Annotated in this window: 25 protein-coding genes; 8 read left to right on the top strand and 17 right to left on the bottom strand. The window is 61.6% G+C overall.

All coding sequences use genetic code 11. From position 1 onward, the window contains the following. Positions 1–137: 137 nt before the first annotated feature. From AC4CWH_RS14745 to AC4CWH_RS14735, 3 genes are read right to left on the bottom strand one after another with little or no spacing between them, the layout of a single operon-like run. Positions 138–1,421, bottom strand: a complete 1,284-nt coding sequence (locus tag AC4CWH_RS14745; protein WP_491319314.1) for a TRAP transporter large permease — start codon at positions 1,419–1,421, stop codon at positions 138–140. Positions 1,422–1,436: 15 nt separating this feature from the next. Further along, entirely contained in the window at positions 1,437–1,928 is a 492-nt protein-coding gene (locus tag AC4CWH_RS14740; RefSeq protein ID WP_491319313.1) for a TRAP transporter small permease, read from the bottom strand. Next, a complete protein-coding gene (locus tag AC4CWH_RS14735) occupies positions 1,925–2,953 on the bottom strand; it encodes a TRAP transporter substrate-binding protein (protein WP_491319312.1) in 1,029 nt (342 codons plus the stop codon). The genes AC4CWH_RS14740 and AC4CWH_RS14735 overlap by 4 nt, the downstream gene beginning before the upstream one ends. Before the next feature lie 350 nt (positions 2,954–3,303). On the opposite strand from AC4CWH_RS14735, the gene AC4CWH_RS14730 reads away from it, so the two are divergent. Beyond that, the gene (locus AC4CWH_RS14730; protein WP_491319311.1) at positions 3,304–3,852 is read left to right on the top strand and encodes a glyoxalase superfamily protein; all 549 of its coding nucleotides are present in this window, start codon (positions 3,304–3,306) and stop codon (positions 3,850–3,852) included. A gap of 3 nt (positions 3,853–3,855) precedes the next feature. Here AC4CWH_RS14730 and AC4CWH_RS14725 read toward each other — a convergent pair whose 3' ends face one another. From AC4CWH_RS14725 to ubiE, 4 genes are all read right to left on the bottom strand, one after another. Further along, on the bottom strand, positions 3,856–4,665 hold the full coding sequence (locus tag AC4CWH_RS14725) for a COG3904 family protein (protein ID WP_491319310.1): 810 nt from the start codon (positions 4,663–4,665) through the stop codon (positions 3,856–3,858). After that, positions 4,662–6,047, bottom strand: coding sequence for a hypothetical protein (locus tag AC4CWH_RS14720; RefSeq protein ID WP_491319309.1), 1,386 nt, complete (start codon positions 6,045–6,047; stop codon positions 4,662–4,664). The genes AC4CWH_RS14725 and AC4CWH_RS14720 overlap by 4 nt, the downstream gene beginning before the upstream one ends. Before the next feature lie 90 nt (positions 6,048–6,137). After that, positions 6,138–7,712, bottom strand: a complete 1,575-nt coding sequence (gene ubiB / locus AC4CWH_RS14715; protein ID WP_491319308.1) for a 2-polyprenylphenol 6-hydroxylase — start codon at positions 7,710–7,712, stop codon at positions 6,138–6,140. A gap of 40 nt (positions 7,713–7,752) precedes the next feature. Continuing rightward, on the bottom strand, positions 7,753–8,529 hold the full coding sequence (gene ubiE, locus AC4CWH_RS14710) for a bifunctional demethylmenaquinone methyltransferase/2-methoxy-6-polyprenyl-1,4-benzoquinol methylase UbiE (RefSeq protein ID WP_491319307.1): 777 nt from the start codon (positions 8,527–8,529) through the stop codon (positions 7,753–7,755). Between the two features lie 140 nt (positions 8,530–8,669). Between ubiE and mutM the strand changes: the two genes are divergently transcribed. From mutM to AC4CWH_RS14685, 5 genes are all read left to right on the top strand, one after another. Next, the gene (mutM, locus tag AC4CWH_RS14705; protein WP_491319306.1) at positions 8,670–9,560 is read left to right on the top strand and encodes a bifunctional DNA-formamidopyrimidine glycosylase/DNA-(apurinic or apyrimidinic site) lyase; all 891 of its coding nucleotides are present in this window, start codon (positions 8,670–8,672) and stop codon (positions 9,558–9,560) included. A gap of 207 nt (positions 9,561–9,767) precedes the next feature. After that, positions 9,768–10,034, top strand: coding sequence for a 30S ribosomal protein S20 (rpsT, locus tag AC4CWH_RS14700; RefSeq protein ID WP_491282784.1), 267 nt, complete (start codon positions 9,768–9,770; stop codon positions 10,032–10,034). A gap of 834 nt (positions 10,035–10,868) precedes the next feature. Then, positions 10,869–12,446, top strand: a complete 1,578-nt coding sequence (dnaA, locus tag AC4CWH_RS14695; protein WP_491282783.1) for a chromosomal replication initiator protein DnaA — start codon at positions 10,869–10,871, stop codon at positions 12,444–12,446. Positions 12,447–12,464: 18 nt separating this feature from the next. Then, a complete protein-coding gene (locus AC4CWH_RS14690) occupies positions 12,465–13,064 on the top strand; it encodes a class I SAM-dependent methyltransferase (RefSeq protein WP_491319305.1) in 600 nt (199 codons plus the stop codon). Positions 13,065–13,211: 147 nt separating this feature from the next. Further along, positions 13,212–14,135, top strand: a complete 924-nt coding sequence (locus tag AC4CWH_RS14685) for a DMT family transporter (RefSeq protein ID WP_491319304.1) — start codon at positions 13,212–13,214, stop codon at positions 14,133–14,135. A gap of 22 nt (positions 14,136–14,157) precedes the next feature. On the opposite strand, the gene hemW is transcribed toward AC4CWH_RS14685, so the two are convergent. From hemW to rph, 4 genes are read right to left on the bottom strand one after another with little or no spacing between them, the layout of a single operon-like run. Continuing rightward, complete coding sequence (gene hemW / locus AC4CWH_RS14680; protein ID WP_491319303.1) at positions 14,158–15,336, bottom strand: radical SAM family heme chaperone HemW; 1,179 nt, start codon at positions 15,334–15,336, stop codon at positions 14,158–14,160. 7 nt (positions 15,337–15,343) lie between these two features. Then, positions 15,344–15,988 carry an RdgB/HAM1 family non-canonical purine NTP pyrophosphatase gene (rdgB, locus tag AC4CWH_RS14675; protein ID WP_491319302.1) on the bottom strand — a complete coding sequence of 215 codons (645 nt, stop codon included), beginning with the start codon at positions 15,986–15,988 and terminating at the stop codon, positions 15,344–15,346. A gap of 10 nt (positions 15,989–15,998) precedes the next feature. After that, positions 15,999–16,406, bottom strand: coding sequence for a VOC family protein (locus AC4CWH_RS14670; protein WP_491321439.1), 408 nt, complete (start codon positions 16,404–16,406; stop codon positions 15,999–16,001). A gap of 16 nt (positions 16,407–16,422) precedes the next feature. Next, positions 16,423–17,139, bottom strand: coding sequence for a ribonuclease PH (gene rph / locus AC4CWH_RS14665; protein ID WP_491319301.1), 717 nt, complete (start codon positions 17,137–17,139; stop codon positions 16,423–16,425). 176 nt (positions 17,140–17,315) lie between these two features. Between rph and hrcA the strand changes: the two genes are divergently transcribed. Together hrcA and grpE are read left to right on the top strand one after the other, a co-directional pair. Continuing rightward, complete coding sequence (gene hrcA, locus AC4CWH_RS14660; RefSeq protein ID WP_491282776.1) at positions 17,316–18,407, top strand: heat-inducible transcriptional repressor HrcA; 1,092 nt, start codon at positions 17,316–17,318, stop codon at positions 18,405–18,407. Between the two features lie 112 nt (positions 18,408–18,519). Continuing rightward, positions 18,520–19,158 carry a nucleotide exchange factor GrpE gene (gene grpE / locus AC4CWH_RS14655; protein WP_491319300.1) on the top strand — a complete coding sequence of 213 codons (639 nt, stop codon included), beginning with the start codon at positions 18,520–18,522 and terminating at the stop codon, positions 19,156–19,158. A gap of 122 nt (positions 19,159–19,280) precedes the next feature. Here grpE and ptsN read toward each other — a convergent pair whose 3' ends face one another. From ptsN to lptC, 6 genes are all read right to left on the bottom strand, one after another. Continuing rightward, the gene (gene ptsN, locus AC4CWH_RS14650; protein WP_491282774.1) at positions 19,281–19,745 is read right to left on the bottom strand and encodes a PTS IIA-like nitrogen regulatory protein PtsN; all 465 of its coding nucleotides are present in this window, start codon (positions 19,743–19,745) and stop codon (positions 19,281–19,283) included. 59 nt (positions 19,746–19,804) lie between these two features. Further along, complete coding sequence (gene hpf, locus AC4CWH_RS14645; RefSeq protein ID WP_491319299.1) at positions 19,805–20,377, bottom strand: ribosome hibernation-promoting factor, HPF/YfiA family; 573 nt, start codon at positions 20,375–20,377, stop codon at positions 19,805–19,807. Between the two features lie 298 nt (positions 20,378–20,675). After that, complete coding sequence (gene rpoN, locus AC4CWH_RS14640; RefSeq protein WP_491319298.1) at positions 20,676–22,238, bottom strand: RNA polymerase factor sigma-54; 1,563 nt, start codon at positions 22,236–22,238, stop codon at positions 20,676–20,678. A 153-nt stretch (positions 22,239–22,391) separates the two neighbouring features. Beyond that, on the bottom strand, positions 22,392–23,186 hold the full coding sequence (lptB, locus tag AC4CWH_RS14635) for an LPS export ABC transporter ATP-binding protein (RefSeq protein WP_491282771.1): 795 nt from the start codon (positions 23,184–23,186) through the stop codon (positions 22,392–22,394). Positions 23,187–23,203: 17 nt separating this feature from the next. After that, on the bottom strand, positions 23,204–23,773 hold the full coding sequence (locus tag AC4CWH_RS14630) for an LptA/OstA family protein (RefSeq protein ID WP_491319297.1): 570 nt from the start codon (positions 23,771–23,773) through the stop codon (positions 23,204–23,206). Further along, the gene (gene lptC, locus AC4CWH_RS14625) at positions 23,770–24,450 is read right to left on the bottom strand and encodes an LPS export ABC transporter periplasmic protein LptC (RefSeq protein ID WP_491282769.1); all 681 of its coding nucleotides are present in this window, start codon (positions 24,448–24,450) and stop codon (positions 23,770–23,772) included. The genes AC4CWH_RS14630 and lptC overlap by 4 nt, the downstream gene beginning before the upstream one ends. Between the last annotated feature and the right edge of the window lie 309 nt (positions 24,451–24,759).

The raw sequence follows: 24,759 nt of genomic DNA, 5'->3' as shown, positions 1-24,759 counted from the left end.
TCTTGCTCCCTTCTCCCCTCGGGGAGAAGGTGCCGGCAGGCGGATGAGGGGGCGGCAAGCTTCACCGAATGACCGGCCATCTCTTTGCCCCGGACCCTAAGCGGTTGACGGCAAACATGCAATCGCGTCCGCCGCGTTCACATCTGCGACGGGATGAAGAGGGCCATGGCGGGGATGAAGATCAGGAGCAGGATGCGCACGAAATCCAGGGCGACGAAGGGCACGAGGCCCCGGAAGATGGTCGAGAGCTGCACGTCCTTCACCACCGAGCGCAGCACGAAGGCATTCATGCCGACCGGCGGCGTGATGTAGCTGATCTCCGTCACCACCACCACGAAGACACCGAACCAGATGAGATCGAAACCGGCAGCCGCCACCACCGGATAGAAGATCGGCACGGTCAGCGTGATCATCGAGAGGCTTTCCAGGAGGCAGCCGAGCACGAGATAGATGGCAAGGATGATGAAGATGATCGCCCAGGGGTTCTGAAAGCCGGACAGGGCTGCCTGCAGGTCTCCCGTCATGCCCGACAGGTTGACGTAATTGGTGAAGGTCAGCGCACCGAACAGGATGAAGAACATCATGGCGGTGTTCTTGGCCGTGTCATAAAGCGTGCGGAACGTGTCCTGAAGCTGAAAGCGGCCCTTGAGGATGGTGAGCAACAGGGCGCCGGCAGCCCCCATGCCGGCCGATTCGGTGGCGGTAAAGACGCCGAGATAGATGCCGCCCATGACGAAGGCAAAGAGCAGGAGGGCGCCGGAGACGCCGCGCGTGGCGAAAAGACGGTCGCGCAGCGGCAGCTTTTCCTCGGTCGGCAGGTCAAGGCCACGGGCGCGCACCGAAATCATCACGGCTATCGTATAACCGACCATGCCGATGATGCCGGGAATGATGCCGGCAAGAAACAGCTTGCCGATATCCTGCTGGGCAATGATGCCGTAGAAAACGAAGATCACCGAGGGCGGGATGAGAATGCCGAGCGTGCCGCCGGCGGCAATCGAGGCTGTCGACAGGCTATCGGGGTAATTGTAGCGGCGCATGGAGGGCAGCGCGATCTTGGCCATGGTTGCGGCCGTGGCAAGCGAGGAGCCGCAGACCGAGGAAAAGCCGCCGCAGGCGAGAATGGTGGCGATGGCAAGGCCGCCCTTGCGGTGCCGCAGCCAGGCATGGGCTGCCTTGTAGAGATCATCCGCCACGCCCGACTGGACAACGAAATTGCCCATCATCAGGAAGAGCGGCAGGACCGAGAGCGAATATTCGCGGCCATTGTCGAAAAAGGTCTGGCCGAGCAGGGACAGTGCCGGTGCCATGCCGATGATCGATAGCGTGCCGACAAAGCCGACGAGCGCCATGGCAAAGGCAATGGGCACGCCGGCAAACATCAGCACCAGGAAGAGAAGGCATCCGATCGGCCAGCTCATGGCGTTTCTTTCAGGTCAGGAACGGGAAACGGCGTGCCGCAGCGTTATGAGCGCCGCAACAGCTGTCGCGGCCGCACAGAGATAGGCAAAGGGCGCCACCGGCAGATGCAGGCTGACGGTGGTTTCGCCATAGGAGGAGAGCGCCTGCCCGTAGGCAAAAATGCGCCAGGCGGCCAGCATCAGCACCACCGCCGACAGCAGCCGCACGACGAACCGGCGCGCCGGGTGGATGAAGGCGGGCAGGTGGTCGGTGACGAGGTCGACGGTGACGTTTTCCTCGTCCAGGCAAACGGCCGGCAGGCCGATGAAGATGGTCGAGACCAGAAGCAGCGCCGTCAGTTCGGTTGCCCCTTGCAAGGGGCAGTTGAACAGGTAACGCCCGACGACATCGATCAGCGTCACGAACATCATCGCCAGCAGCATTAGGCCACAGATCACCGAGAGGGCCAGATGCGTTCGCGTCAGCTGCCGGCTGCCTGCGACCGCAGGCTCTGCCGCGCCGCTCATTGACCCTTGGCCGCCTTGGCGATCTCTTCCCTCATGGCGGAGACGGCGGCTGCCGCATCGATGCCGGTGGAGGCGGTTTCTGCAAGCTTGGCATCAACGATGGGCTTCAGGCTCGTCTCGATCGCCTTCACCTGTTCCGGCGTTGCGGGAACGAACTTGATCTTGCCGTCCATGGCAGCCTTGCCGGCGGTATCGGCGGCATCCCAGGCCTTGCCGGCCAGACGCGCCAGCGCTTCACCCGACACGCTGTCGATCGCTTTCTTGTCGGCATCCGAGAGCGCGTCCCACTTGGCCTTGTTCATCGCCACGTAGAAGGAGGTATTGTAAAGGCCGCCGGGCACGACAAGCGCTGTATCCAGCATCGGGATCAGCTTGAAGAAGGCAACCGATTCAAACGGAAAGGTAATGCCGTCGGCCACGCCGCTGGACATGATCTCATAGGTCTTGGAGGAGGGGCCCTCGACCGGCACGCCGCCGAGCGCCTTGACGAGATCGGCGACAATGCCGCCGCCGACGCGCATCTTGGCGCCCTTCAGCGGCTCCGGCCCGGAAACGTCACGGCCCTTCAGAAAGATCTGGCCTGGGCCGTGGGTGAAGACGCCGAGCACATGAACCTTGTCATATTCGCCGGCCTTGCGCAGCGTCTTGTCGAAGACGCGCCAGTAGCCAACGGAAATGGATTCGGCGGTATCGCCGAGGAAGGGGATTTCGGCGATGTTCGTGGTCTTGAAGCGGCCGGGATTATAACCCTGAACGCCGTAGGTGATATCGGCGACGCCATTGACGGCGAAATCGAAATGGGCGGCCGGCGGCCCGAGCGGCGCCTGCATGATGTTGACCGTCACGCGGCCTTCGGTCGCCTTCTTCACGGCGTCCGCATAGGGCTTCATGACATCGGTTACGAGCGGATGTGTGGGCGGCAGCCAGTTGGCCATGTTGAGCGTCTCTGCCATGGATGCAGTGGCAGACAGGAGGGCGGCAGAGGCGGCAAGGGCCAAGGGCAGGACGTAGCGGGCAAGGCGCATGATCTTCACGGGCTCCGGTTGGTTTCAGCTGTTCCCGGGCTTCTTTGTTGAAGCCTCAAATTCTTTGGCGATGCCGCGCAGTTGAACCGAAAAGACGGGAAACTGCAAGCGCTGTTTCGCCCTGCCGCTTCAGAAGGTTGCGGCGCAAGCGCGTTGCAACAGCCCCGATGTCGCGCTAGAAGAACAGAAGGCCCGGACGCGGCCTGCCGCCCGCAGCGCTGTCAAAAAGCGCCCGGTGAACGCGTCTTGAAACTGTGTCGCCCCGCGCATCGAACATGCGTTCATTTTCAGCGACGAACGGATCAGCAATGCGGGCCCTGATAGTGCCGTTCGTCAACGGAGATGACGACATGCGCGATTTTCGCGATGCAAAGGCCATGGCCAAGGCCCTTCGGGCAGGACTTGAAGAACAAAATATTTCCATCAGCCATTCGAGGGCGCTGGAACTGGTTGCCAGCCAGTTCGGCTATGATGATTGGAACATTCTGGCCGCCAGGATCGCCGAGGCGGGCGAGGCAAAACCGGAGCCGGTGCTGCTTCAGCCGGGCATTCCGGTGATCCGGATCTTTGCCGTCGACATGGCGCTGGAATTTTATCGCGACTTTCTCGGCTTCTGGCTGGATTGGGAGTATCGCCATGGTCCCGGTTTCCCGGTCTATATGCAGGTGTCGCGTGGCGCGCTCATCCTGCACCTCAGCGAACATGCCGGCGATGCCTCGCCGGGTGCCAAGGTTTATGTGCCGGTCTCGGGCGTGGACGCCTTTCACCGCGAGCTGACGGAAAAGGGGTGCCGTTTCACGCGTCCAAGCCTGGAGCAGATGCAATGGGGGCTCGACATGATGGTGACAGACCCGTTCAGCAACCGGATCATCTTCTCCGATCGCGCGGTCAAAAGCTGACGATCATTTCTTGCGCGCCACGGCCGGCGGGGGCTCCGTCACCAGCTTGAACTCCTTCAACTCCGCCGGCGAGAGGTAATAGAGCCGGTCTGGTGGGGTTTCCAGTGCGTGGAACCAGAGGCCCGCGCCGATGCCCATGGCATCCAGATGGCGGGCAACGCGGGCCGTGGTGGCCTGCGCGCCGGCCATGGCCTCTTCGGCGGTTGGGCGTGTGGTGCCGCCATTAAACACCTGATGGACGCCGATCACGGCGTCCTTTTCCGCCTCGCGCACCGTGCCGCCAGCCATGATAAGCGGACAGGAGGAGGCGCAGAGCGCGCCTGTTGCGACGCGCGTGGTGAGCTTCTTTTCGCGGATGAGGGAGGACATGGCGAGCGCATCATCCACCGCGCCGCCCGGCGAATTCAGCGATACGATCTTCACATATTCGCCGCGCGCCTCAATCTCGGCCTTGAAACGCCCGGCCGCTCCCGGGTCGATGGCGCCTTCCGCCTTCAGGACGCCGCCTCCGGTCAGTTCGAAGCGGATCGGCTGGCGCAGCGCCGCCGCGTCGGTTTTCGGCGCCACCGGGGCGTCCTGCGGCTTGCCATCGGTCAGTGCCGGCGGCAGAACCGGTTGATCGGTCGTCGGATCGTAGCCGGGGCCGTATTCCTCTCCCGCTGCGGCTGTTTCCTTGGCAAACTCGCGGATATCGACGAAAAGGAAGATGGCGGCAGTTGCCAGCAGGCCGTAGAAGGCACCCCGCATCAACACGCCGTCATCGGCGCGGGCAAGGGCGCGCCATGCACCGGAAAAGGCCTGTCCCGGCCTCATGCGGGCGGGCCTTTGCGCGGCAGCTTGCTGCGCTCGAGGCTGGTGACGTTGTCATCCGCCGTCAGGGTGCTGTCTGCCGCCGCCACATCAGGCGGGAGGGGATCGGTCGTCTCGGTCGGCGGCACATCGTCCCTTGCCTTGAAGCGTGCCGCGTCGCGCCGGTCGGCGCTCGCAACAGCTTCCTCCACGTCGATGCCATGGGCGGCCAGCGCCCTTTGCACCTGAAGCGCCTCCAGAAGCTCGGCCGCCGTGATGCGATGGGAGAAGGGCAGCTTTTCCTCCTGCCGGCGGATCGCGCCATGCACGGTTGCCAGAATGAAGACGAGGACGGCCGGCAGGAGATCGATCGAGATGGCGCCCGCCCAGGCGGGAATGAAATCGGATGCATACCGCAGCACGGCCTCGGCCGAGGACAGCGGCACGAAACGCCGCTCGGCTACCGGCGGGCGGGCCAGAATTTCGTCGGCGGCCTGAGACAGGACTTTTGACTGTGCGGTAACCGAGGCGCGGATGGTTTCCATCACCTGGTCCTGGCGGCTGGCGAGATCGGCTGCCTGCCCATCGGCAACAGGGGCGATGAAGCCGAGCGACAGGTCATCGGCGGCGCGGCGGATGGAAGGTGCAATCGAGGTCTGGTTGAGCGAGGTGATAACGCCCGTCAGCGCCACCACTTCGGACGAAAACTGGTCGGCGCGCGGGGCGACGGCACCGGGGGCGGAGACCAGCGTGCGCATGGTTTCCAGCCGCGTCTGGCCTTGTTCGAAGAGGTTTGCCACCTGCTCGCGCGAGGCGACGATGCCGGTTCCCAGCTCCTTCAATTGCGCCGACATCTGCGACAGCAGCTGCACGACGCTGCCGGCCCCTGTCGTGCCTGTGAGCGCGCCGGACTGGCGCTCGGCGTCCGCCAACTGCGCAAAACGTTCTGCGGCGCGCTGGATATCGGGCAGCAGGCTCTGGGCGGCGAGCGCATTCTGGTGCGCGCGGTCGAGATCGCCCGTATAACCTTCGACGGTTTCGGCCAGATGCTGTTCAAGGGCTGCGGAACCTGCAAGCGCTGCCGCGTTCAGCCAGCTCGACATGGCAATGATCATGGCACAACCGAGCGCCATGACGCCAAGCATGGCGCCGCGCGCGGCCGGACCCGTCACATGCGGGAAAAACCGCGCCATATAGGACCAGAAGGCATAGATAGCGACCGAGACAGAGCCGGAATAGATGATGGCGGCAAAAAACACGGCGGTCGGCGAACCATCGAGAATGCTGCGCACGCCGAGATAGGTATAGACGCCGGAGGCGAGCGCCAGCACGGCCAGCGCAAATCGCGTCATGGTTTCGACGGCGGCAACCCCGTCATGCAGCCGGTGCGAAGCGCCAAGCGCCATGGATGATTTTCTCCGAGGAATGTTTTCTTAACAAACCATGAAGAAGCGGGCAAAATGAAGGCCCGGTTCGCGTTTTGCGCGTGGTCCCGCTCAACTCAGCTGAATAGCAATATAAACGAGCGTTGCCGCAATCACCCAAAGGGCAGCACGGCCGCCGCGGTTGTGTTTGGCTTCCGATTTGCCGATGGCTTCCGCCGTGGCGTCGTCGAAACGCACACCGTGTTCGGTCATGTGCAAAAGTTGCTGGTGGAATTTTTCTGTCTTGGCGGCGATTTCAGGCGCGGCTTCGGCCAGTTTCATCGCGGCCTTCAGCCCGTCGCGCAGGTCGGTTGCGATGCGTTTCGGGCCGAGATTATCGCGGATCCAGCTGCCGACGACAGGTTCTGCCGCCTTCCACATGTTGAAGCGCGGATCGAGCATGCGCGACACGCCTTCCACCACCACCATGGTTTTTTGCAGCATGATGAGTTCCGGCCGGGTCTGCATCTCGAAGAGATCGGTCACTTCAAACAGCAAAGCGAGCAGGCGGGCCATGGAAATGGTTTCGGCCGGTTGGCCATGGATCGGCTCGCCGATGGCGCGGATGGCCTGGGCAAAGCTCGCCACGTCGTGGTGCGACGGAACGTAGCCCGCCTCGAAATGCACTTCCGCGACACGCAGGTAATCCCGCGTGATGAAGCCGTAGAGGATTTCGGCCAGGAACCGGCGTTCCTTTTTGCCAAGCCGCCCGACAATGCCCATGTCGACGGCAACGATCATGCCGTCCGGATCAACAAACAGATTGCCCGGATGCATGTCGGCGTGGAAAAAGCCGTCGCGCAGCGTGTGGCGCAGGAAGGACTGGATGAGCGTTTCCGCAAGTTTTTCGAGATCGTGTCCGGCAGCGCGCAGCCCCTCGATATCGGACATCTTGACGCCGTCGATCCACTCCATGGTGATGACGTCGCGACCGGTGCGTTCCCAATCGACCTTTGGCACGCGAAAGCCGGGGTCGTCCTTGGTGTTTTCACCGATTTCCGACAGGGCTGCAGCCTCAAGGCGCAGATCCATTTCAAGCTTGGTGGTCTGTTCCAGCGTGCGCGTCACCTCGACGGGGCGCAGGCGCCGCGACGACGCCATCAGGCGCTCCTGCATGCGCGCGATGAGGTACATGCTTTCGATATCGTGGGCAAAACGCTGGCGAACGCCGGGGCGCACCACTTTGACCGCCACATTGCGCTCGCCGTCGGGATAACGCACGCGGGCTTGGTGAACCTGCGCGATGGAAGCGGCCGCCAGCGGCTCATCGAAGCGGACGTAAAGATCGTCCATCGTGCGGCCAAGTGAGGTCTCGATGGCGGCCTTTGCCTTTTCCGTCGGGAAAAAGGCCATGCGGTCCTGCAGCATGGAGAGATCGAGCGCCCAATCGACGCCGACCACATCCGGCCGTGTCGCCAGAAACTGGCCGATCTTCACATAGGACGGCCCCAGCCGGTCGACGGCGCGCGTCAGCCGCACGCTGCGGCTTTCCTGGATGGAGGTGGGGCGGGTGAAAAGCTGTGCGACGGATTTGGCAAGCCCGACGATGGGCGGCAGGCCTTCCGTCGGAAGCGCTGCCACCACGCCTTCGCGCACCAGAACCCAGCCGACGCGGGTCAGGCGAAAATAGGCGCCAAGCGTGCTCATGCCTTGGCCTCAGCGTTCTGCCAGATCTGTGTCATACCGCTCAAAGCTTCCAGCCAGAATGAAGGGCCGCGATGCCGCCGGTGTAATTGGTGTAGGTGACGCGCGAAAAACCCGCGGTACGGATCATCTTGGCAAAATCCTCCTGGTTGGGGAATTTGCGGATGGATTCGACCAGATACTGGTAGGGTTCGGCATCGCCGGTGATCATCTTGCCGAAGCGCGGAATGGCCTTGAACGACCATTCGTCATAGATCCGGTCGAGAAGCGGCATGTCCACCTCGGAAAATTCCAGTACCAGCAGCCGCCCGCCACGCTTCAGCACGCGAAAAGCTTCCGACAGCGCCACATCGATGCGCGGCACGTTGCGGATGCCGAAGGCGATCGTATAGGCGTCGAACGTGCCGGTCTCGAAGGGCAGTTCCTCGGCATTGGCTTCCACGAAGGTGAGATTGTCGGAAAGCTTGCGCTTGGCGGCCCGTTCGGCGCCGACGGCCAGCATCGATCCGTTGATGTCGAGCACGGTCGCCTGCGCCTGTCGGCCCGATGCCTCCACGATGCGAAAGGCAATGTCGCCGGTGCCGCCGGCGACATCCAGCACGCTATAGGACGGGTCCTTGCGCGGGTTGAGGGCGGCGATCAGCGCATCCTTCCACACCCGGTGCAGGCCCGCCGACATCACATCGTTCATGATGTCGTAGCGTTTTGCCACCTTGTGGAAGACATCGTTGACGAGGGCCTGCTTTTCGCCTTCGCCTACGTCGCGGAAGCCATAGGACGTTTCCATGCCGCCATTGGCAGAGGTTCGGCTTTCGGCCATGGGAATGCTCCATCCTGTCGATTTTCGCCGACCATAGCGAAGTCGGCGGGGCGATACTATCTCTTGGCGTGCTTGCGACACTGTGGCGCTGGTCTATAGAGCACGCAGCACACTGTTGGAAACAGGAAGTTAGGGAGCCCATGCCTGAATTGCCAGAGGTGGAAACTGTCAGACGCGGCCTTGCCCCCAGCATGGAGGGTGCCGTGATCGGCCGGCTGGAGACGCGCCGCGCCGATCTGCGCTTTCCCTTTCCGGAGGCGTTTGCCGAGCGGGTGGCGGGCCGGCGCATCGCGGGCCTTGGCCGGCGGGCCAAATATCTGCTGATCGATCTCGATGACGGCATGACGATCATCGCGCATCTGGGCATGTCCGGCTCCTTTCGCATCGAGGAGCGGCGGCTTGAGGAGATGCCGGGACAATTTCACCATGCCCGCTCGAAAGACGAAAAACACGACCACGTGCTTTTCCATCTGGAGCGTGACGGCCTCGGCGTCCGCGTCATCTATAACGACCCGCGCCGATTCGGCTTCATGCACCTGTGGCCGCGGGCCGATCTCGATCTTTATCCGGCCTTTGCCGGGCTTGGACCGGAGCCCACCGGCAATACGCTGGAGGCCGCCTCCCTTGCTGCTCGTTTTGAAGGACGCGCAGCCCCGTTAAAGGCGGTTCTGCTCGACCAGACGGTGATTGCAGGGCTTGGCAACATCTATGTCTGTGAGGCGCTGTGGCGGGCAGGGCTTTCGCCTCAGCGCAAGGCTGGAACGCTGGTGACGAAGGCGGGCAAGCCATCGGCATCGCTGATTTTGCTGACGGATTCCATCCGCGCCGTGATTGTCGATGCGATTGCGGCTGGCGGCTCCTCGTTGCGCGACCATATCCAGACGGATGGTTCGCTCGGTTATTTCCAGCACAGCTTTTCAGTCTATGATCGGGAGGGCGAGGCCTGCCGGCGTGACGGGTGCTGCGGCACCATCTCGCGCATCGTGCAGTCCGGGCGGTCGTCGTTCTTCTGTGCCCTTTGCCAGAAATGAATCGGCGATCAGCAGCTTACGGGCAAAGGTTCATGTCGCGGGCGCAAATTGCGCGTTGACGGGCCTTCATATTCCAGTTATATCGCCGCCCACAGTTGGGAAAGCCATTGACGGCTTCCTCCATTGCTCCCGAATTGCTGGAAGACAGGTCGCAGGACCAGGCGCGGCGACGGCGGAGTTTTTGTTCGAATTCGAAGAGAGGCAGAAATGGCCAATACAACTTCGGCGAAAAAGGCGACCCGCAAGATCGCACGCCGCACTGCAGTCAACAAGGCACGCCGTTCGCGCGTTCGCGGCTTCATCCGCAAGGTCGAAGAAGCAATCGCAACGGGCGATATCGCGATCGCTGCTGAGGCCCTGAAGGCCGCTCAGCCGGAGATCCAGCGCGCAGCCACCAAGGGTGTCATGCATCGCAACACGGCATCGCGCAAAGTGTCGCGTCTGGCCCAGCGCGTTAAGTCCCTGACGGCTTAATTTCGTCCAAAACGACTGTCACAAATCGAGCCCGGTCCCTGACCGGGCTTTTTGTGATTCTTACCCGCAAGAACTTGTTGTCTGGCCCTCCGGCAGGCCAATGACATTGTCGTGACAGAAATTACTATTTATTTTCAATGGCTTGCGGGAGGAGGCTCATTGGCCTCGACGTTTGTGACGGACCCGTTCATCCGGCTTGCGAGTCAAGCGAAATTTTATTTGGGCCGTTCACGCACCCTTCTCGACTGTGACATTTTTGAATCTCTTTGATTCGATTGAGATTCTTTTGGAATGGCCCATTCCGAGTCAAATCGGGCCTCCAGAGTCAACGCCGCGCCATTAATTTTGCGTAAAATTCATCGTTGATCTCCCCCCCCGATCCTGCCTTAATACACTCCAGCAAGAGGCGCGGAGAACTCTCCAGAAAGCATCTGATGGGGCCGGATCACCGGTTCGTCGTCTTTCGGCTCTTGCGACGGGTTAAGGAGACTTCCCGTTCTTTCACGTAACTTGAGGTTGTGTGCCGGTAATCTGACAAGATTCCGGGCCAGTCTCTTTGTGCCCGTGCATTGGCGTTGCACGGACATGAGGAAGAAGGAGTGCTTCAGGTTCGACCTTGCGAGGGTGTCGAACCTGACGATGGCGCAAGGGGAGCGCCGACCCGGCGATCCGTTTTTGCGGAACGTCGGTCCTGCAGTTCTGCGGGAAAATGAACAAAGGCGGCTGCAGCGGGTTCTGACGAGGAGAACCGGCTTCAACGACGATAATAGAAAAAAATGACCTGACGGTCGGCATGCGCCGACCGACGGATGAAACATGAGAAGGCGGCACAGAATGCAGATGAATACGGTTACAGCCCGGACGCTGGAGAGTGGGAACCAGGTGTCTGAGGCTTTCGATTCAGTTTGCGCCAAGACGGCGGGGGAAAAATCCGAAATGAAGCCAGATGCGCTCTTCGAGCGGTTCAGCGCACGTCTCAAGGCGCAGGTTGGCCCTGAAGTATACGCAAGCTGGTTTGGTCGTCTGAAGCTCCATTCGGTTTCCAAGAGTGTCGTGCGCCTGACGGTGCCGACGACCTTTCTGAAATCGTGGATCAACAACCGTTACCTCGATCTGATCACCACCATCTTCCAGGCGGAAGACAGTGAAATCCTGAAGGTTGAAATCCTGGTGCGCACGGCAAGCCGCGCGGCCCGTCCGGTCACCGAAGAGCAGCGCATGGTGCCTGCAAGCGAGACCGCCCCGGCGCCAGCCCCCCGCCGCATGAGCGCCCCGCGCGAGATCGGCCAGATTGCCGCCTTTCCCGGCCCGCAGCAGTCTTCCCAGGCGACATCCCGTCCGACTTCGGCTGCCGGCCCGTTTTTCGGCTCGCCGCTCGATGGCCGTTATACGTTCGATACCTATGTCGAAGGCCCGGCAAACCGGGTGGCGCTTGCTGCCGCAAAGACCATTGCCGAAGCCGGCGCGAGCGCCGTGCGCTTCAACCCGCTGTTCATCCATTCGGGCGTCGGCCTTGGCAAGACGCATCTTCTGCAGGCCATCGCCAATGCGGCCGTCGGTTCGCCGCGCATGCCGCGCGTGGTCTATCTGACGGCGGAATATTTCATGTGGCGCTTTGCCACCGCCATCCGCGACAATGACGCGCTGACGCTGAAAGAAACCCTGCGCAATATCGATCTTCTGATCATCGACGACATGCAGTTCCTGCAGGGCAAGATGATCCAGAACGAATTCTGCCATCTTCTCAACATGTTGCTCGACAGCGCAAAGCAGGTCGTGGTTGCCGCCGACCGCGCGCCGTGGGAGCTGGAATCGCTTGACCCGCGGGTGCGGTCGCGCCTTCAGGGCGGCGTTGCCATCGAGATGGAGATCCCCGATTACGAGATGCGCTTCGAAATGCTGAAGCGTCGCCTGGAAATCGCCCGCAGCGATGATCCGGCGCTCGATATTCCGGATGCCATCCTTGCCCACGTTGCGCGCAACGTCGCCAATAGCGGCCGCGATCTGGAAGGCGCCTTCAACCAGCTGATCTTCCGCCGCTCCTTCGAGCCGGAACTGTCGCTGGAGCGGGTCGACGAACTGCTTGCCCATCTCGTGGGGGCAGGTGAAGCCAAGCGTGTGCGCATCGAGGACATCCAGCGCATCGTGGCGCGTCATTACAACGTGTCGCGCCAGGAACTGGTGTCCAACCGGCGCACCCGCGTCATCGTCAAGCCGCGCCAGATCGCCATGTATCTGGCCAAGACGCTGACGCCGCGTTCCTTCCCGGAAATCGGCCGTCGTTTTGGCGGGCGCGATCACACCACGGTTCTGCACGCCGTGCGCAAGATCGAGGACCTGATCACCGGCGATACGAAGCTTTCCCACGAGGTTGAGCTTCTGAAGCGCCTGATCAACGAAAACAACGCCTGATCTGGTAAGGGGTGGACGATGCGTGAAGACCCGGGGGCCACCCGCACCTTTTATGCCGAGCATTCGGCGCGTTATGCCGCCGACACGGACGACAGTGCGCTATCGCAGCAGTTGACCGCCTTCATGGCGGCACTGTCTGCCGGCGCTCTGGTGCTGGAGCTTGGCTGCGGCAGCGGCCGCGACAGTGCCATTCTTCTTTCGCAAGGTTTTGCCGTCACCCCGACAGACGGCACGCCCGAAATGGCGGCGGAAGCTGCGCGGCGGCTCGGCATCCCGGTCTCCATCCTGCCGTTTTCCGAGATTGCGGCGATCAACGCCTATGATGCGGTCTGGGCCAATGCCTGCCTTCTGCATGTGCCGCGCGCAGATTTGCCGGGCGTGCTCCAGGCCGTTTGCCGGGCAGTGCGGCCGGATGGCCTCTTTTACGCCAGCTATAAGGCCGGCGAGGCGGAAGGTTTTGATGCGCTGGGCCGCTATTACAATTACCTGGATGAGGACGGATTGCGCAAAGCCTATGGCGAGGGGTGGTCATCGATCACCATCGAGGCCACCGACGGTTCGGGATATGACCGCATACCGACCCGCTGGCTGCATGTGACGGCGCGCCGCGCGGCGTAAGGCCAGGGCGCCCGCAATCCTTTCGCTGCAGAATATTTTCGCCAAGGCGCACCCTCTAAGGGTGAACCGGTGGAAAACGGGTGGCGCTGTGCCCTGGCTGGCCTATAGATCTTGGCAGGCCGCCATCAACAGGGACAGGAAAACACCATGCAGAGACAGATGAACGGGCTGGAATGGCTGATGCTGGGTGCCCTGTCGCTGCTCTGGGGCGGATCCTTCCTGTTCAATGGCATTCTGGTGAAGGCCTGGCCGCCACTGACGATCGTGACGGCGCGCGTGATGCTGGCCGCCGTCGCGCTCTGGCTGGTGGTGAAACTCTCTGGACTTGCCGTGCCGCGCGGGCGCACCGTGTGGCTGTCCTTCTTCGGCATGGGACTTTTGAACAATGCCATTCCGTTCACGCTGATCGTCTGGGGCCAGACGCAGATTGCAAGCGGTCTCGCCGCGATCCTGAACGCCACGACACCGCTGTTTGGCGTTCTGATTGCCCATTGGCTGACGGCGGATGAAAAGCTGACGACCAACCGCATCGCCGGTGTGGTGATCGGCATCACCGGGGTCGTCGCCATGATCGGGCCTTCCGTGCTCGGCCATGTCGGCGGCGATCTTGGCGGCGAACTTGCGGTGCTGGCGGCCGCTGTCTCCTATGCTTTTGCGGGTCTCTTCGGCCGTCGCTTCAAGCGCATGGGGCTTGCGCCGATCATGCCGGCGGCAGGGCAGGTGACGACGTCTGCCATCCTGCTCCTGCCCTTGGCGCTCTTTTTCGAAAAGCCCTGGACCCTGCCGCCCGCCGGGATGGAAACATGGGCAGCCCTTTTCGGTCTTGCGCTGCTCTCCACGGCTGTTGCCTATCTGCTGTTCTTCCGCATTCTTGCCACCGCCGGTGCCACCAATCTGATGCTGGTGACCATCCTCATTCCGCCGAGCGCTATTCTCCTGAGCGCGCTGGTGCTTGGCGAGCAGCTGGCGCTGCGCCATCTTGTCGGTCTCGTTCTGATCGGGATCGGCCTTGCGGCCATTGACGGCAGGCTCTGGCGCCGTCTTGTCGGGAAACGGCAGCGGGCTGCCTGATCGGCAGCCAGCCTCCTGCTCGTCAGCTGGCGAGATCGGCGACGACGGAATCGAGGATCAGCATGCCCGATGGCGTGCAGCGGATGCGGGAATTGCCGAGCCGTTCAAGAAACCCGTGTCCCAGTAAAAACTCTTCCCGCGCCGGATCAAGGTCGCGGCCAGACAGAGAACGCCAGCGCACGAGATCGATGCCCTCGCGCAGGCGAAGGCCCATCAGCAGCAACTCGTCCGATTGCGCTTCGAGGTCGAGCATTTCCTCGTCCACCATGCCGTGGCCTTCGGCTTCCACCCGGTCCAGCCAGGCTTCCGGCCTGCGTTCGGTGGCGGTTGCAAGCTTTGAGCCGCTCGTCGTCAGGCGGCCATGGGCACCGGGGCCGATGCCGGCATAATCGCCGTAACGCCAGTAGGTGAGGTTGTGGCGGCTTTCGGCGCCGGGTTTTGCATGGTTCGACACTTCATAGGCCGGCATGCCGAACCCTTCGGTGATCTGTTGTGTTGCCTCGTAAAGCTCAGCCGACTGGTCGCCATCGGGCACCACGAGTTTACCGGCCTTGTGCAGCCCGTAAAACGGCGTGCCTTCCTCGATCGTCAGCTGATAGAGCGACAGGTGATCGACGGCATAAGAGACCGCCTCGTTCAGCTCGCGCTCCCATTCCTCCACCGTCTGGCCGGGGCGGGCATAGATGAGGTCGAAACTCATGCGCGGAAAAATTTCGCGCGCCAGGCGGATGGCTTTCAGCGCATCGGCGACATCATGCAGCCGGCCCAGAAATTTTAGGTCGCGGTCGTTCAGGGCCTGCACGCCAAGCGACACGCGGTTGACACCGGCGGCCCGATAGCCGCGAAACCGATCCGCCTCGACGCTGGAGGGATTGGCTTCCATGGTGACTTCGATGCCGGCGGGCACATGCCAGCGCGCGGCGATGCCGTCCAGAATGGTTTCCACCGTCCGCGGGTCCATCAGCGAAGGCGTGCCGCCGCCCATGAAAATGCTGGTCACGGTTTTCGGGCCTGACAGGGCCCGCATCGTGTCCATTTCCTTGAGGAAGGCAGCGGCAAAACGCGGCTGGTCCACCGGCTGGTGGCGGACATGGCTGTTGAAATCGCAATACGGACACTTGGCCGCGCAGAACGGCCAGTGGACGTAAAGACCAAAGCCCGGTTCGCCGGTATCGGGCAGCAGAGGGGCGTCGGTCAGCACGGGCGTGTCAGCCTTCCAGGCAGGTTTCGACAAAAATCTTGAAGGCGCGGGCGCGGTGGGAGAGGGCGTGTTCGTCGCCCGGCTTCCAGCCATGTTTTTCGTCGGCGCTCATTTCACCGAATGTGGTGTCGAAACCTTGCGGTTGAAAGAGGGGATCGTAGCCAAAACCGGCCTTACCGCGCGGCGGCCAGGCGATTGTGCCTTCCACCTCGCCGCGGAACATTTCGGTATGGCCATCCGGCCAAGCCAAGCAGAGCACGCTGACGAAACGGGCGGTGCGCTGCTCGGGGGCGACAGCGCCCTTGTCTGCCAAGGCCGTTTCCACCTTCTGCATGGCCATCTGGAAATCGCGGGTGCCATCGGCGGTTTCCGCCCAGTTGGCGGTGTAGACGCCGGGGGCGCCATCCAGCGCATCGATGACGAGGCCGCTATCGTCGGAGAGGGCAGGCAGGCCGGAGGCCTTGGCCGAAGCTAGCGCCTTGATCGCGGCGTTTTCCTCAAATGTCGTGCCTGTCTCGTCCGGCTCGACGAAGTTCAGTTCGGCGGCGGATTTTGCCGAAAAGCCGAAGGGGCCGATCAGGTCGGCGATTTCGCGGATCTTGCCGGCATTGTGGCTGGCAACGACGATGGTGCGGGTCTCAAGCTTGCGCATCGCAGATGTCCTATAGAATGTTCCAGAGCGAAGGGCTTGCGCATTCCAGGCTGTTGCCGGCGGGATCCCGAAAATAGATCGAGCGGGCGCCGCCCGGCCAGTGAAAATCGGATTCGATGGCGACACCTGATGCAATCAGGTTTTCCACCACATGATCGAGCGCCCGGTCCTCGACGCGAAAACAGGCGTGTCCCGCACCGGTCGTGCCATGCGGGGGAACCGGCAGGGCGCCTTCCGGCGGCGGTTTCACCGTTTCTGCCCGGTTGAATACAAGGAGAACACCGGGGCCGCAGCGATAAAACACATGTCTGTTATCGGCCCGCGTGATCTTTTCGAGCCCGAGCACGCCGCCATAAAAGGCCTCGGCCGCGTCGAGATCGTCCACGTAAAGTGCCGTTTCCAGAATGCCCTCGATCATTGCAGCGCCCTCCGGTTCAGCCAATTGCCTGCTTCTGCAGGGCCACCAGTTCGGCAGTGCCGGCGGCGGCGAGATCGAGGAGCTTCAGCAGTTCCTCGCGGGAAAACGGCTTGCCTTCCGCCGTGCCCTGCACTTCGACAATGCCGCCGGAGCCGGTCATGACGAAATTGGCATCGGTTTCAGCGGCGGAATCTTCGAGGTAATCGAGATCGATCACCGGCTGGCCGGCAAAGATGCCGCAGGAAATGGCGGCCACATGATCCTTCAGCACGCGCTCGAGCTTGATCATCTGGCGCGTTTCCATCCACTTCAGACAATCATGCAGCGCAATGAAGCCGCCGGTGATGGCAGCAGTGCGGGTGCCGCCATCGGCCTGGATGACGTCGCAATCCACCGTGATCTGCTTTTCGCCAAGCGCTTCCAGATCGATCACCGCGCGAAGCGAACGGCCGATCAGGCGCTGGATTTCCTGCGTGCGGCCGCCCTGCTTGCCGGTTGCGGCTTCGCGCTTCATGCGGTCGCCGGTGGCGCGCGGCAGCATGCCATATTCGGCTGTGACCCAGCCCTTGCCGGAATTGCGCAGCCATGGCGGCGTCTTTTCTTCAAGGCTTGCGGTGCACAGAACATGCGTATCGCCGAATTTCACCAGGCAGGAGCCTTCCGCGTGTTTCGAAACGTTGCGCTCGAAACTGACTTTGCGCATCTGGTCGGTTTTTCTGCCTGAGGGTCGCATGGGGTTCTCCTGAAGGGTCTGTGCAGGCGTCTTAAGGCGCTGCCCGCGCTTTTGCAAAGAAAAACCCGGTATCGAAAGGGTTGTTTGCGGCAACCTAAGCGGATTCCGTTTTGCCAAAGGCCATAGAGACATTATATTTGTCATGGAAAAGTCATTGATCGGAAGACATGCGGCAGATGGGCGTTCATACACCGGGTTCAGGGCAGGGCAGCACAGCTTTGCTGGACGACCGCTCGCGCGAGATCTTCCGCCGCATCGTGGAAAGTTATCTCGATACCGGCGAACCGCTTGGCTCACGCAGCCTGTCGCGGCTGTTGCCGATGTCTCTGTCTCCCGCCTCCGTGCGCAATGTCATGAGCGATCTGGAAGAGCTTGGCCTCATCTATGCGCCGCATGTCAGCGCCGGCCGGCTGCCGACACAGACGGGCCTGCGTTTCTTCGTCGATGCCTTCATGCAGGTGGGCGATCTCTCCATCGAGGAACAGGCCGATATCGAGCGGCAGATCCGCGCCGTCGACCGGGCGCAGCCGATGGAAAGCCTGATGACCGAGGCAACCCGCATGCTCTCGGGCGTCTCGCGCGGGGCGGGCATCGTCATCACCGCCAAAAGCGATTCTGTGCTCAAACATGTCGAGTTCATCCGGCTTGAGCCAACGAAGGCGCTGGCGATCCTGGTTGGCGAACATAACCAGGTGGAAAACCGCATCATCGAGCTTCCCGCCGGCGTGACCTCCTCGCAGCTGACGGAAGCGGCCAATTTTCTGAATGCGCATCTGGCCGGCCAGACGTTGCCGGAACTGCGCACGCAGCTCAAAAGCCTGAAGGACGAGGTGCTGACGGAACTGGATGCCCTGTCGCAGGATCTCGTCCAGCGCGGCCTTGCCATCTGGTCTGGAGACAATGAGGAGGGAAAACCCACCCGCCTCATCGTGCGCGGCAGGGCAAACCTGCTCGAAGGCCTTGGTGGTGCCGAAGACCTCGACCGGTTGCGGCTTTTGTTCGATGACCTCGAAAAGAAGGACAGCCTGATCGAAATCCTCGAACTGGCCGAGAGCGGGCCGGGCGTGCGCATCTTCATCGGCTCTGAGAACAAGCTTTTTTCGCTGTCGGGCTCGTCGCTGATCGTCGCCCCCTACCGCGACGAGGAAGACCGTATCGTCGGGGCCGTCGGCGTCATCGGCCCGACGCGGCTGAATTATTCCCGTATTGTCCCCATGGTGGACTATACCGCCCAGCTTCTGGCCCGGTTGACGCGCAAGCCGCTCTGACCGCCTTCACGCCCATGTCGCTCTCCTTGCGCTTAATCGGCCTTGCGTCTTGATTTTTGAGGCGCAAACCTCGATATCGGGCACAAATCCCAACCCTCTACCGGAGAACGTCATGACCGACGAGACGACCAAAAACGGACCTGACGCAACAGCGAACGAGAACACGGCCGAAGCCGTGGCTGCGGCGCTGGACGAGAGCGCGACGGAGAACACCGAAGCGCAGGCGCCCGATCCGATCGAAACCCTGAAGGCTGAGAATGCCGAACTGCGCGACCGCTTCCTGCGGCTTGCAGCCGAGATGGACAACCTGCGCCGGCGCACCGACCGCGAAATCAAGGACGCCAAGTCCTATGCCGTGACGGCCTTTGCCCGCGACATGCTGGCCGTGTCCGACAACCTGCGCCGGGCGCTCGATTCCATTCCGGACGAAACGAAGGACACCGGCGATGCGGGCCTGAAGGCGCTGATCGAAGGCGTCGACATGACCGAGCGCGCCATGCTTTCGGCGCTGGAGCGCCACGGCGTGAAAAAGATCGAGCCGGAAGGCCAGAAGTTCGACCCGAACTTCCATCAGGCGATGTTCGAGATCCCCAACACGACCGTTGCCAACAACACGGTGATGCAGGTGGTGCAGGCCGGTTACGTCATCGGTGAGCGCGTGCTGCGCCCGGCGATGGTCGGCGTGTCCAAGGGCGGCCCGAAGGCGGTGGAAACCGGTGACACCGCGGCAGCTGCTGGCGAAACCAACTGATCGCTGTCATCTTGCAATAACAAGAGGCCCGTTTCCGATAAGGAGGCGGGCCTTTTTTGTGACGTGAGGGAAGCTTGGGGGTCGCACGGTGCGGCCAGCGGCCGCAGGCAGGGCGACAAAAATCAGGCGGCGTTCGAGGCCTGTTCTTCGTTGAGGAAGGCGTAGATCGCGGAGGCCGAATCGGTGGCGCGCAGTTTGGCGACCAGTTCCTGGTCGCGCAGCACGCGGGCAATGCGGGACAATGCCTTCAGGTGATCGGCGCCAGCGCCTTCAGGGGCGAGCAACAGGAACACCAGATCGACCGGTTCATCGTCCAGTGCCTCGAAATCGACAGGCGTTTCCAGACGGGCAAACAGGCCCTTTATGGAGCCGATCGTACCGAGCTTGCCGTGCGGAATGGCAATGCCGTGTCCAACGCCGGTAGAGCCCAGCCGCTCGCGCTGCAAGATGACGTCGAAGATTTCCCGCTCCGGCACGCCGGTCAGCTTGGAGGCCCTGAGCGCCAGTTCCTGCAGCAATTGCTTCTTGGAATTCACCTTCAGGGCCGGGAGGATCGCATCTTGTTGCAACAGGTCTGCCAACGCCATTCTTTTCATCCTTCTGCCCCCGAAGGGGATTGGGAGTGCCCGAAGGCACTCCCGTCAGGCTATCCCTTGATACTGGCGGCGTCGATCCAACCAATATTGCCGTCGTTGCGGCGGTAAACAATGTTCAACTGCTTGCCCGGGTTCTGGAAAAACAGCACCGGTTCGTCAGTCATGTCGAGCGCCATGACAGCGCTTGCGACGGTCATGGTCCTCAGAGGCTTGGAGCTTTCCGCCACGATGGTTGGCGCAAAATCCTCAGGCACTTCGTCTGCCTCATCCGGCACGCTGTCCATCACCGTGTAGGAGATTTCCGCGTAACCGTTCTGGCTTTCGCCAGCATGGTGATCGCGCAGCTTGCGCTTGTAGCGGCGGATGCGCTTTTCAATGCGCACGGCCGCTGCGTCGAAGCTTATCTGCGGATCATTGGCCTCGCCTGCGGCATGCAGCACGACCCCGGTATCGAGGTGCAGCTTGCAGTCCGTTGCAAAACGGGAGCCGGATTTCTCAACGATCACCTGCCCCGAATAGCCTCCGTCATAGTACTTTGTAACCGCCTCCCCGATATGGTCCTCGATCCGTTTTCTGAACGTCTCGCCGATTTCCATATGCTTTCCGGATACACGCACACTCATGGAATTCTTTCCTTCTTGTCGTGACTTGCGTTGCCAGTCTACGTCAAGCGGTCCACTCATCCAAGCGTCTCTCGCATGGCTAAGCCGATTTCAATCTCGATTGCCCTTTATCAAGCGTTACCTTCGGGGCGACCCTGACCTGAATTGCCGGTGCGGCGCGCTTCTAGCGGCGCACGCCCTGAAAGTCAACGCTTTGGCTCGACTGGTCCGGCAGCGGGAGATGGCCGGCAGGGGCAATGCCGGCGCATGGCGCGCACGCCCCTGCCTTATCGGGCGGTCAAATCGTGAAGAGCCGTGATCAGCAGGCGGCAAGCTTGGCGCGGGCACGTTTTTCGCGCCGTCGCTGCACGGAGGAGGGAATGTTCATGGCTTCCCGGTACTTGGCGACCGTACGCCGGGCAAGCTCCACGCCACCGTTTTTGAGGCTGATGACGATGTCATCGTCGGACAAGACGGCATCCGGGCTCTCCTTTTCAATGAGGAGCCGGATGCGGTGGCGCACCGCTTCTGCCGAGTGGCTGTCGCCGCCTTCGGCCGAGTTGATCGACACCGTGAAGAAATATTTCAGCTCGAACAGGCCGCGCGGCGTCAGCATGTATTTGTTCGAGGTGACGCGGCTGACGGTCGATTCGTGCATCTTGATGGCGTCGGCGACCGTCTTCAGGTTCAGTGGCCGCAGGTGATCGACGCCGTGGAGCAGGAAGGCATCCTGCTGGCGCACGATCTCGGTTGCCACCTTCATGATCGTCCTGGCGCGCTGGTCGAGGCTGCGGGTCAGCCAGTTGGCCGTCTGCATGCATTCGGAGAGGAAGTTCTGGTCCTCGCCCTGACGCGTCGCCTTTTTCGAGACCGTCTGGAAATAGGCCTGGTTGACCAGCACCTTCGGCAGCGTGTCTGGGTTCAGCTCCACCAGCCAGGCGCCGTCGGAACCGGCGCGCACGACGATATCGGGCATGATCGCCTCGGAAATCCCCGTCTGGAAACTGGCGCCGGGGCGCGGATTGAGGCCGCGGATTTCGGCAAGCATGTCCATCAGGTCTTCGTCGTCGACGCCGCAGATCTTGCGCAGGCTGGCAAAATCGCGTTTGGCAAGCAGGTCGAGATGGGCGATCAGCGCCTGCATGGCCGGGTCGAACCGGTCGTTCTGGCGCAGCTGGATGGCCAGGCATTCGCTGAGCGAGCGGGCAAACACGCCCGGTGGATCAAGGGTCTGGGCAGCGGTCAGCACAGATTCGATGGAACTTTCAGAGGTGCCGAGCCGCACGGCCATATCGTTGATATCGCCGTGGAAATAGCCGTTTTCGTCGAGCTGGTCGATGAGGTGCTGGACAATCAGCATGTCGGAGGGCTTTGACAGCAGGAACGGGGCCTGCTGCGTCAGGTGGTCCTTCAGCGTCACGACACCGGCGACGAAATCGTCAAGGTCGTAGCTTTCGCCGGCATCTGCGCCGGGCATGGATTTCCACTGGCTGATCAGTTCGGGCGCATCGGCGCCACGCGGGGCGACATCGTCCTGAAAGACGTTTTCGAAATTTGCGTCCAGACGTTCGCTCAGCTGTTCGTGGCGGGCAGATCCGTTGTCGAACCAGTCGGCATCGCTGCCGCCATCGGATGCCTCGCCATGCCCGTCGCCCACGGATGCGGCGCCGTCGCCATAGGATTCGGCAGAATCGGCATAATCACTGCCTGTTTCGCTCTCATTTGGCGCAATTTCCAGCAGAGGGTTCTTTTCCACTTCCTGCGCGATGAAGTGATTAAGCTCGATATGGGTCATCTGCAGCAGCTGGATGGACTGCATCAGCTGCGGCGTCATGATGAGCGATTGGCTCTGACGCAGGAAAAGGCTGGCGGATAATGCCATGGCGGACGCTGAACTCCCGTACAAATCCCCCTTTCGCACCCTTTGTCACCGACACACAGGATCACGCAGAGCACTTGGCCCAAAAATTGCTTTTTTAATAGATTTGGTCAAGCACAGAGGTGACGCGAAAGTAAATTTCTTGTCAGGTTTGTGTCAGAGACTGAATTTGTCGCCCAGATAGAGACGACGGACATCGGCATTGTTGACGATATCTTCGGCGCGACCATGCGTGAGCACTTCACCGGCATGGATGATGTAGGCGCGATCGATCAGTCCCAGCGTCTCGCGCACATTATGGTCCGTTATCAGAACGCCAATACCGCGCGCCGTCAAGTGACGCACGAGATTCTGAATATCGGAAACGGAGATCGGGTCGACGCCCGCAAAGGGTTCGTCGAGCAGCATGAAGGCGGGGTCGGTGGCAAGCGCGCGGGCAATTTCCAGGCGACGCCGTTCACCGCCCGAAAGGGCGACGGCCGGCGACTTGCGCAGGCGCTCGATGTGGAATTCTTCCAGCAGCTCGTCGAGCTTGCGCTCGCGCTTCTGGCGGTCGCGCTCATGCACTTCCAGCACGGCGCGGATGTTTTCCTCGACGGTGAGGCCTCGGAAGATCGAGGCTTCCTGCGGCAGGTAACCGACGCCAAGGCGAGCCCGCCGGTACATCGGCATATGCGTGACGTCATTGCCGTTGATGGCAATCATGCCCTCGTCGACACCGACAAGACCGGTGATCATGTAGAAACAGGTGGTCTTGCCGGCGCCGTTCGGACCCAGCAGACCCACGGCTTCGCCGCGGCGCACGATCATCGATACGCCGTTTACCACACGGCGCGTGTCATAGGTCTTCGACAGGCTGTGCGCAATCAACGTGCCTTCGTACCGCGCCTTGTCACGCGGGTCGAAAGCTTCGGTCGCGCCCGCCTTGGGGCGCCTTGAAAACAGGGACATCGTGATGTTCGGTTTCTCTAAGGCTTCGGCTGCTGCTGCGGGCGGGACTTCGGGTCGAGCATGATCTCGACACGGCCGCCGCAGCTGTCGAGCTTGGCTTCACCGGTGTTCATCAGCACGGTCAGCTTGCAGCCCTTGAAAACATTGGGACCATCCGACAGCACAACCTGCTTGCCGGTGAGAACGAAGGTCTGCGAGGCCATGTCGAAGACGCCGCTATCGGCGGTTGCCTGCTGCGTGCCCGACGTGAGCAGAACCTTGTTGTCGATGAAGATCTTGTCGATATCGGTCTGGCCGGAAGACACAGTGCTGCCTTCACCCTTGTACAGCACAACCATCGTGCCGGAATGCATGGTTGTGGCGCCCTGGACCACCTGCACATTGCCGGTGAAATAGGCCTTCTTTTCCTCATCCTTGATCTCGAGCTGGTCGCTCTGGATCTGGATCGGCTGATCCTTGGACAGCTTCATGCCGTCCATCTTTTTCGTCGTCGTCTGCGCCGATGCCGTTGTGGCAAGACAGGCGAGCGCCAGGCCGGTGATGAGCCGGGCGGCGAAGGGGTGTGCGAAGGGGCGGCAAAGGGTCATGGGGCCGGGCTCTGGTTGCCTTGGTTGGTGAGAGCGGCGCCTGCCAGATTGACCTGGACCTGACCCGCGAAGGTGATGGTACGTCCCTTATCCGACATCTTCATCGTCTGTGCAACAATGGAGGCCTTGTCCGTGGTGATCTTCACGGGGTCGGTCGTTTCCATCGTGCTTTGTGGCACATCGAGGAAGGCGGTCTGGAAATCGGCGGTAATGCCGTTGCTGAGGTTCACCTGGAAGGGCTTCGTCATGTTGAGCCGGTCCTTGGACCGATCGAAGATGCCGCCTTGTGCCGTCACACGGGCAATCACGTCTTCATTCATCGGCATGGCTGCCTTGACGTTTTCGAGCGTGATCATGTTCTGGTCGGTCAGATCCTGCAGGGCGCGCGTGGCCGTCAGCGAGTAGCTGATGCCCTTTTCGTTGCGCCCGGCAATGGCCGGACTTTCCATGACGATCTTGCCATCTTCAATGGTGGCGCTCTGGATGGTGAGATTTTCGGGCAGGTAGGTGCGCACGACGGAGACAGCGATGAAGATCGCCGAAATGATCGTCGCTGCCACTGGCAGCAGCACGCGCAGTCTGCGCACGCGTCTGGAATGCGCCATCGCCGCCATATAGGCATTGGTGCGCGCGTCCATGAGCGTCGATCCGTGCTGTGTTGTTGTTTTCTGCAGCATTGAAACCTTTAGGGGCCTCCCAGTGCAGAATGTCTGCGCCAGGCGGAGGCGGAACAGGATGGGCTTCCTCCAACTCCAATATGGCTTTTATCCATCAAGAAACAATAAAGGCCGACACAATTTCGTGTAATGCAGGCCTGCCCGGTCGCCATTCTTGCCTGTGTGCGGCGCGAAGGACACGGTTGGCGTGCTCTGCGCGACAAGGATTTATGCGACCGACCTGCCGTGTTATGACGCAAGGCACGTGGTCGGGATCGACCCGGGCAGCCTTTTTTCAGAACGGCAGGCCCGACAGAGTGAAACAAGCGA

It is taken from the genome of Neorhizobium sp. PAMB6716, from assembly GCF_058242805.1.
This window is presented reverse-complemented; position numbering and strand designations above follow the sequence as displayed.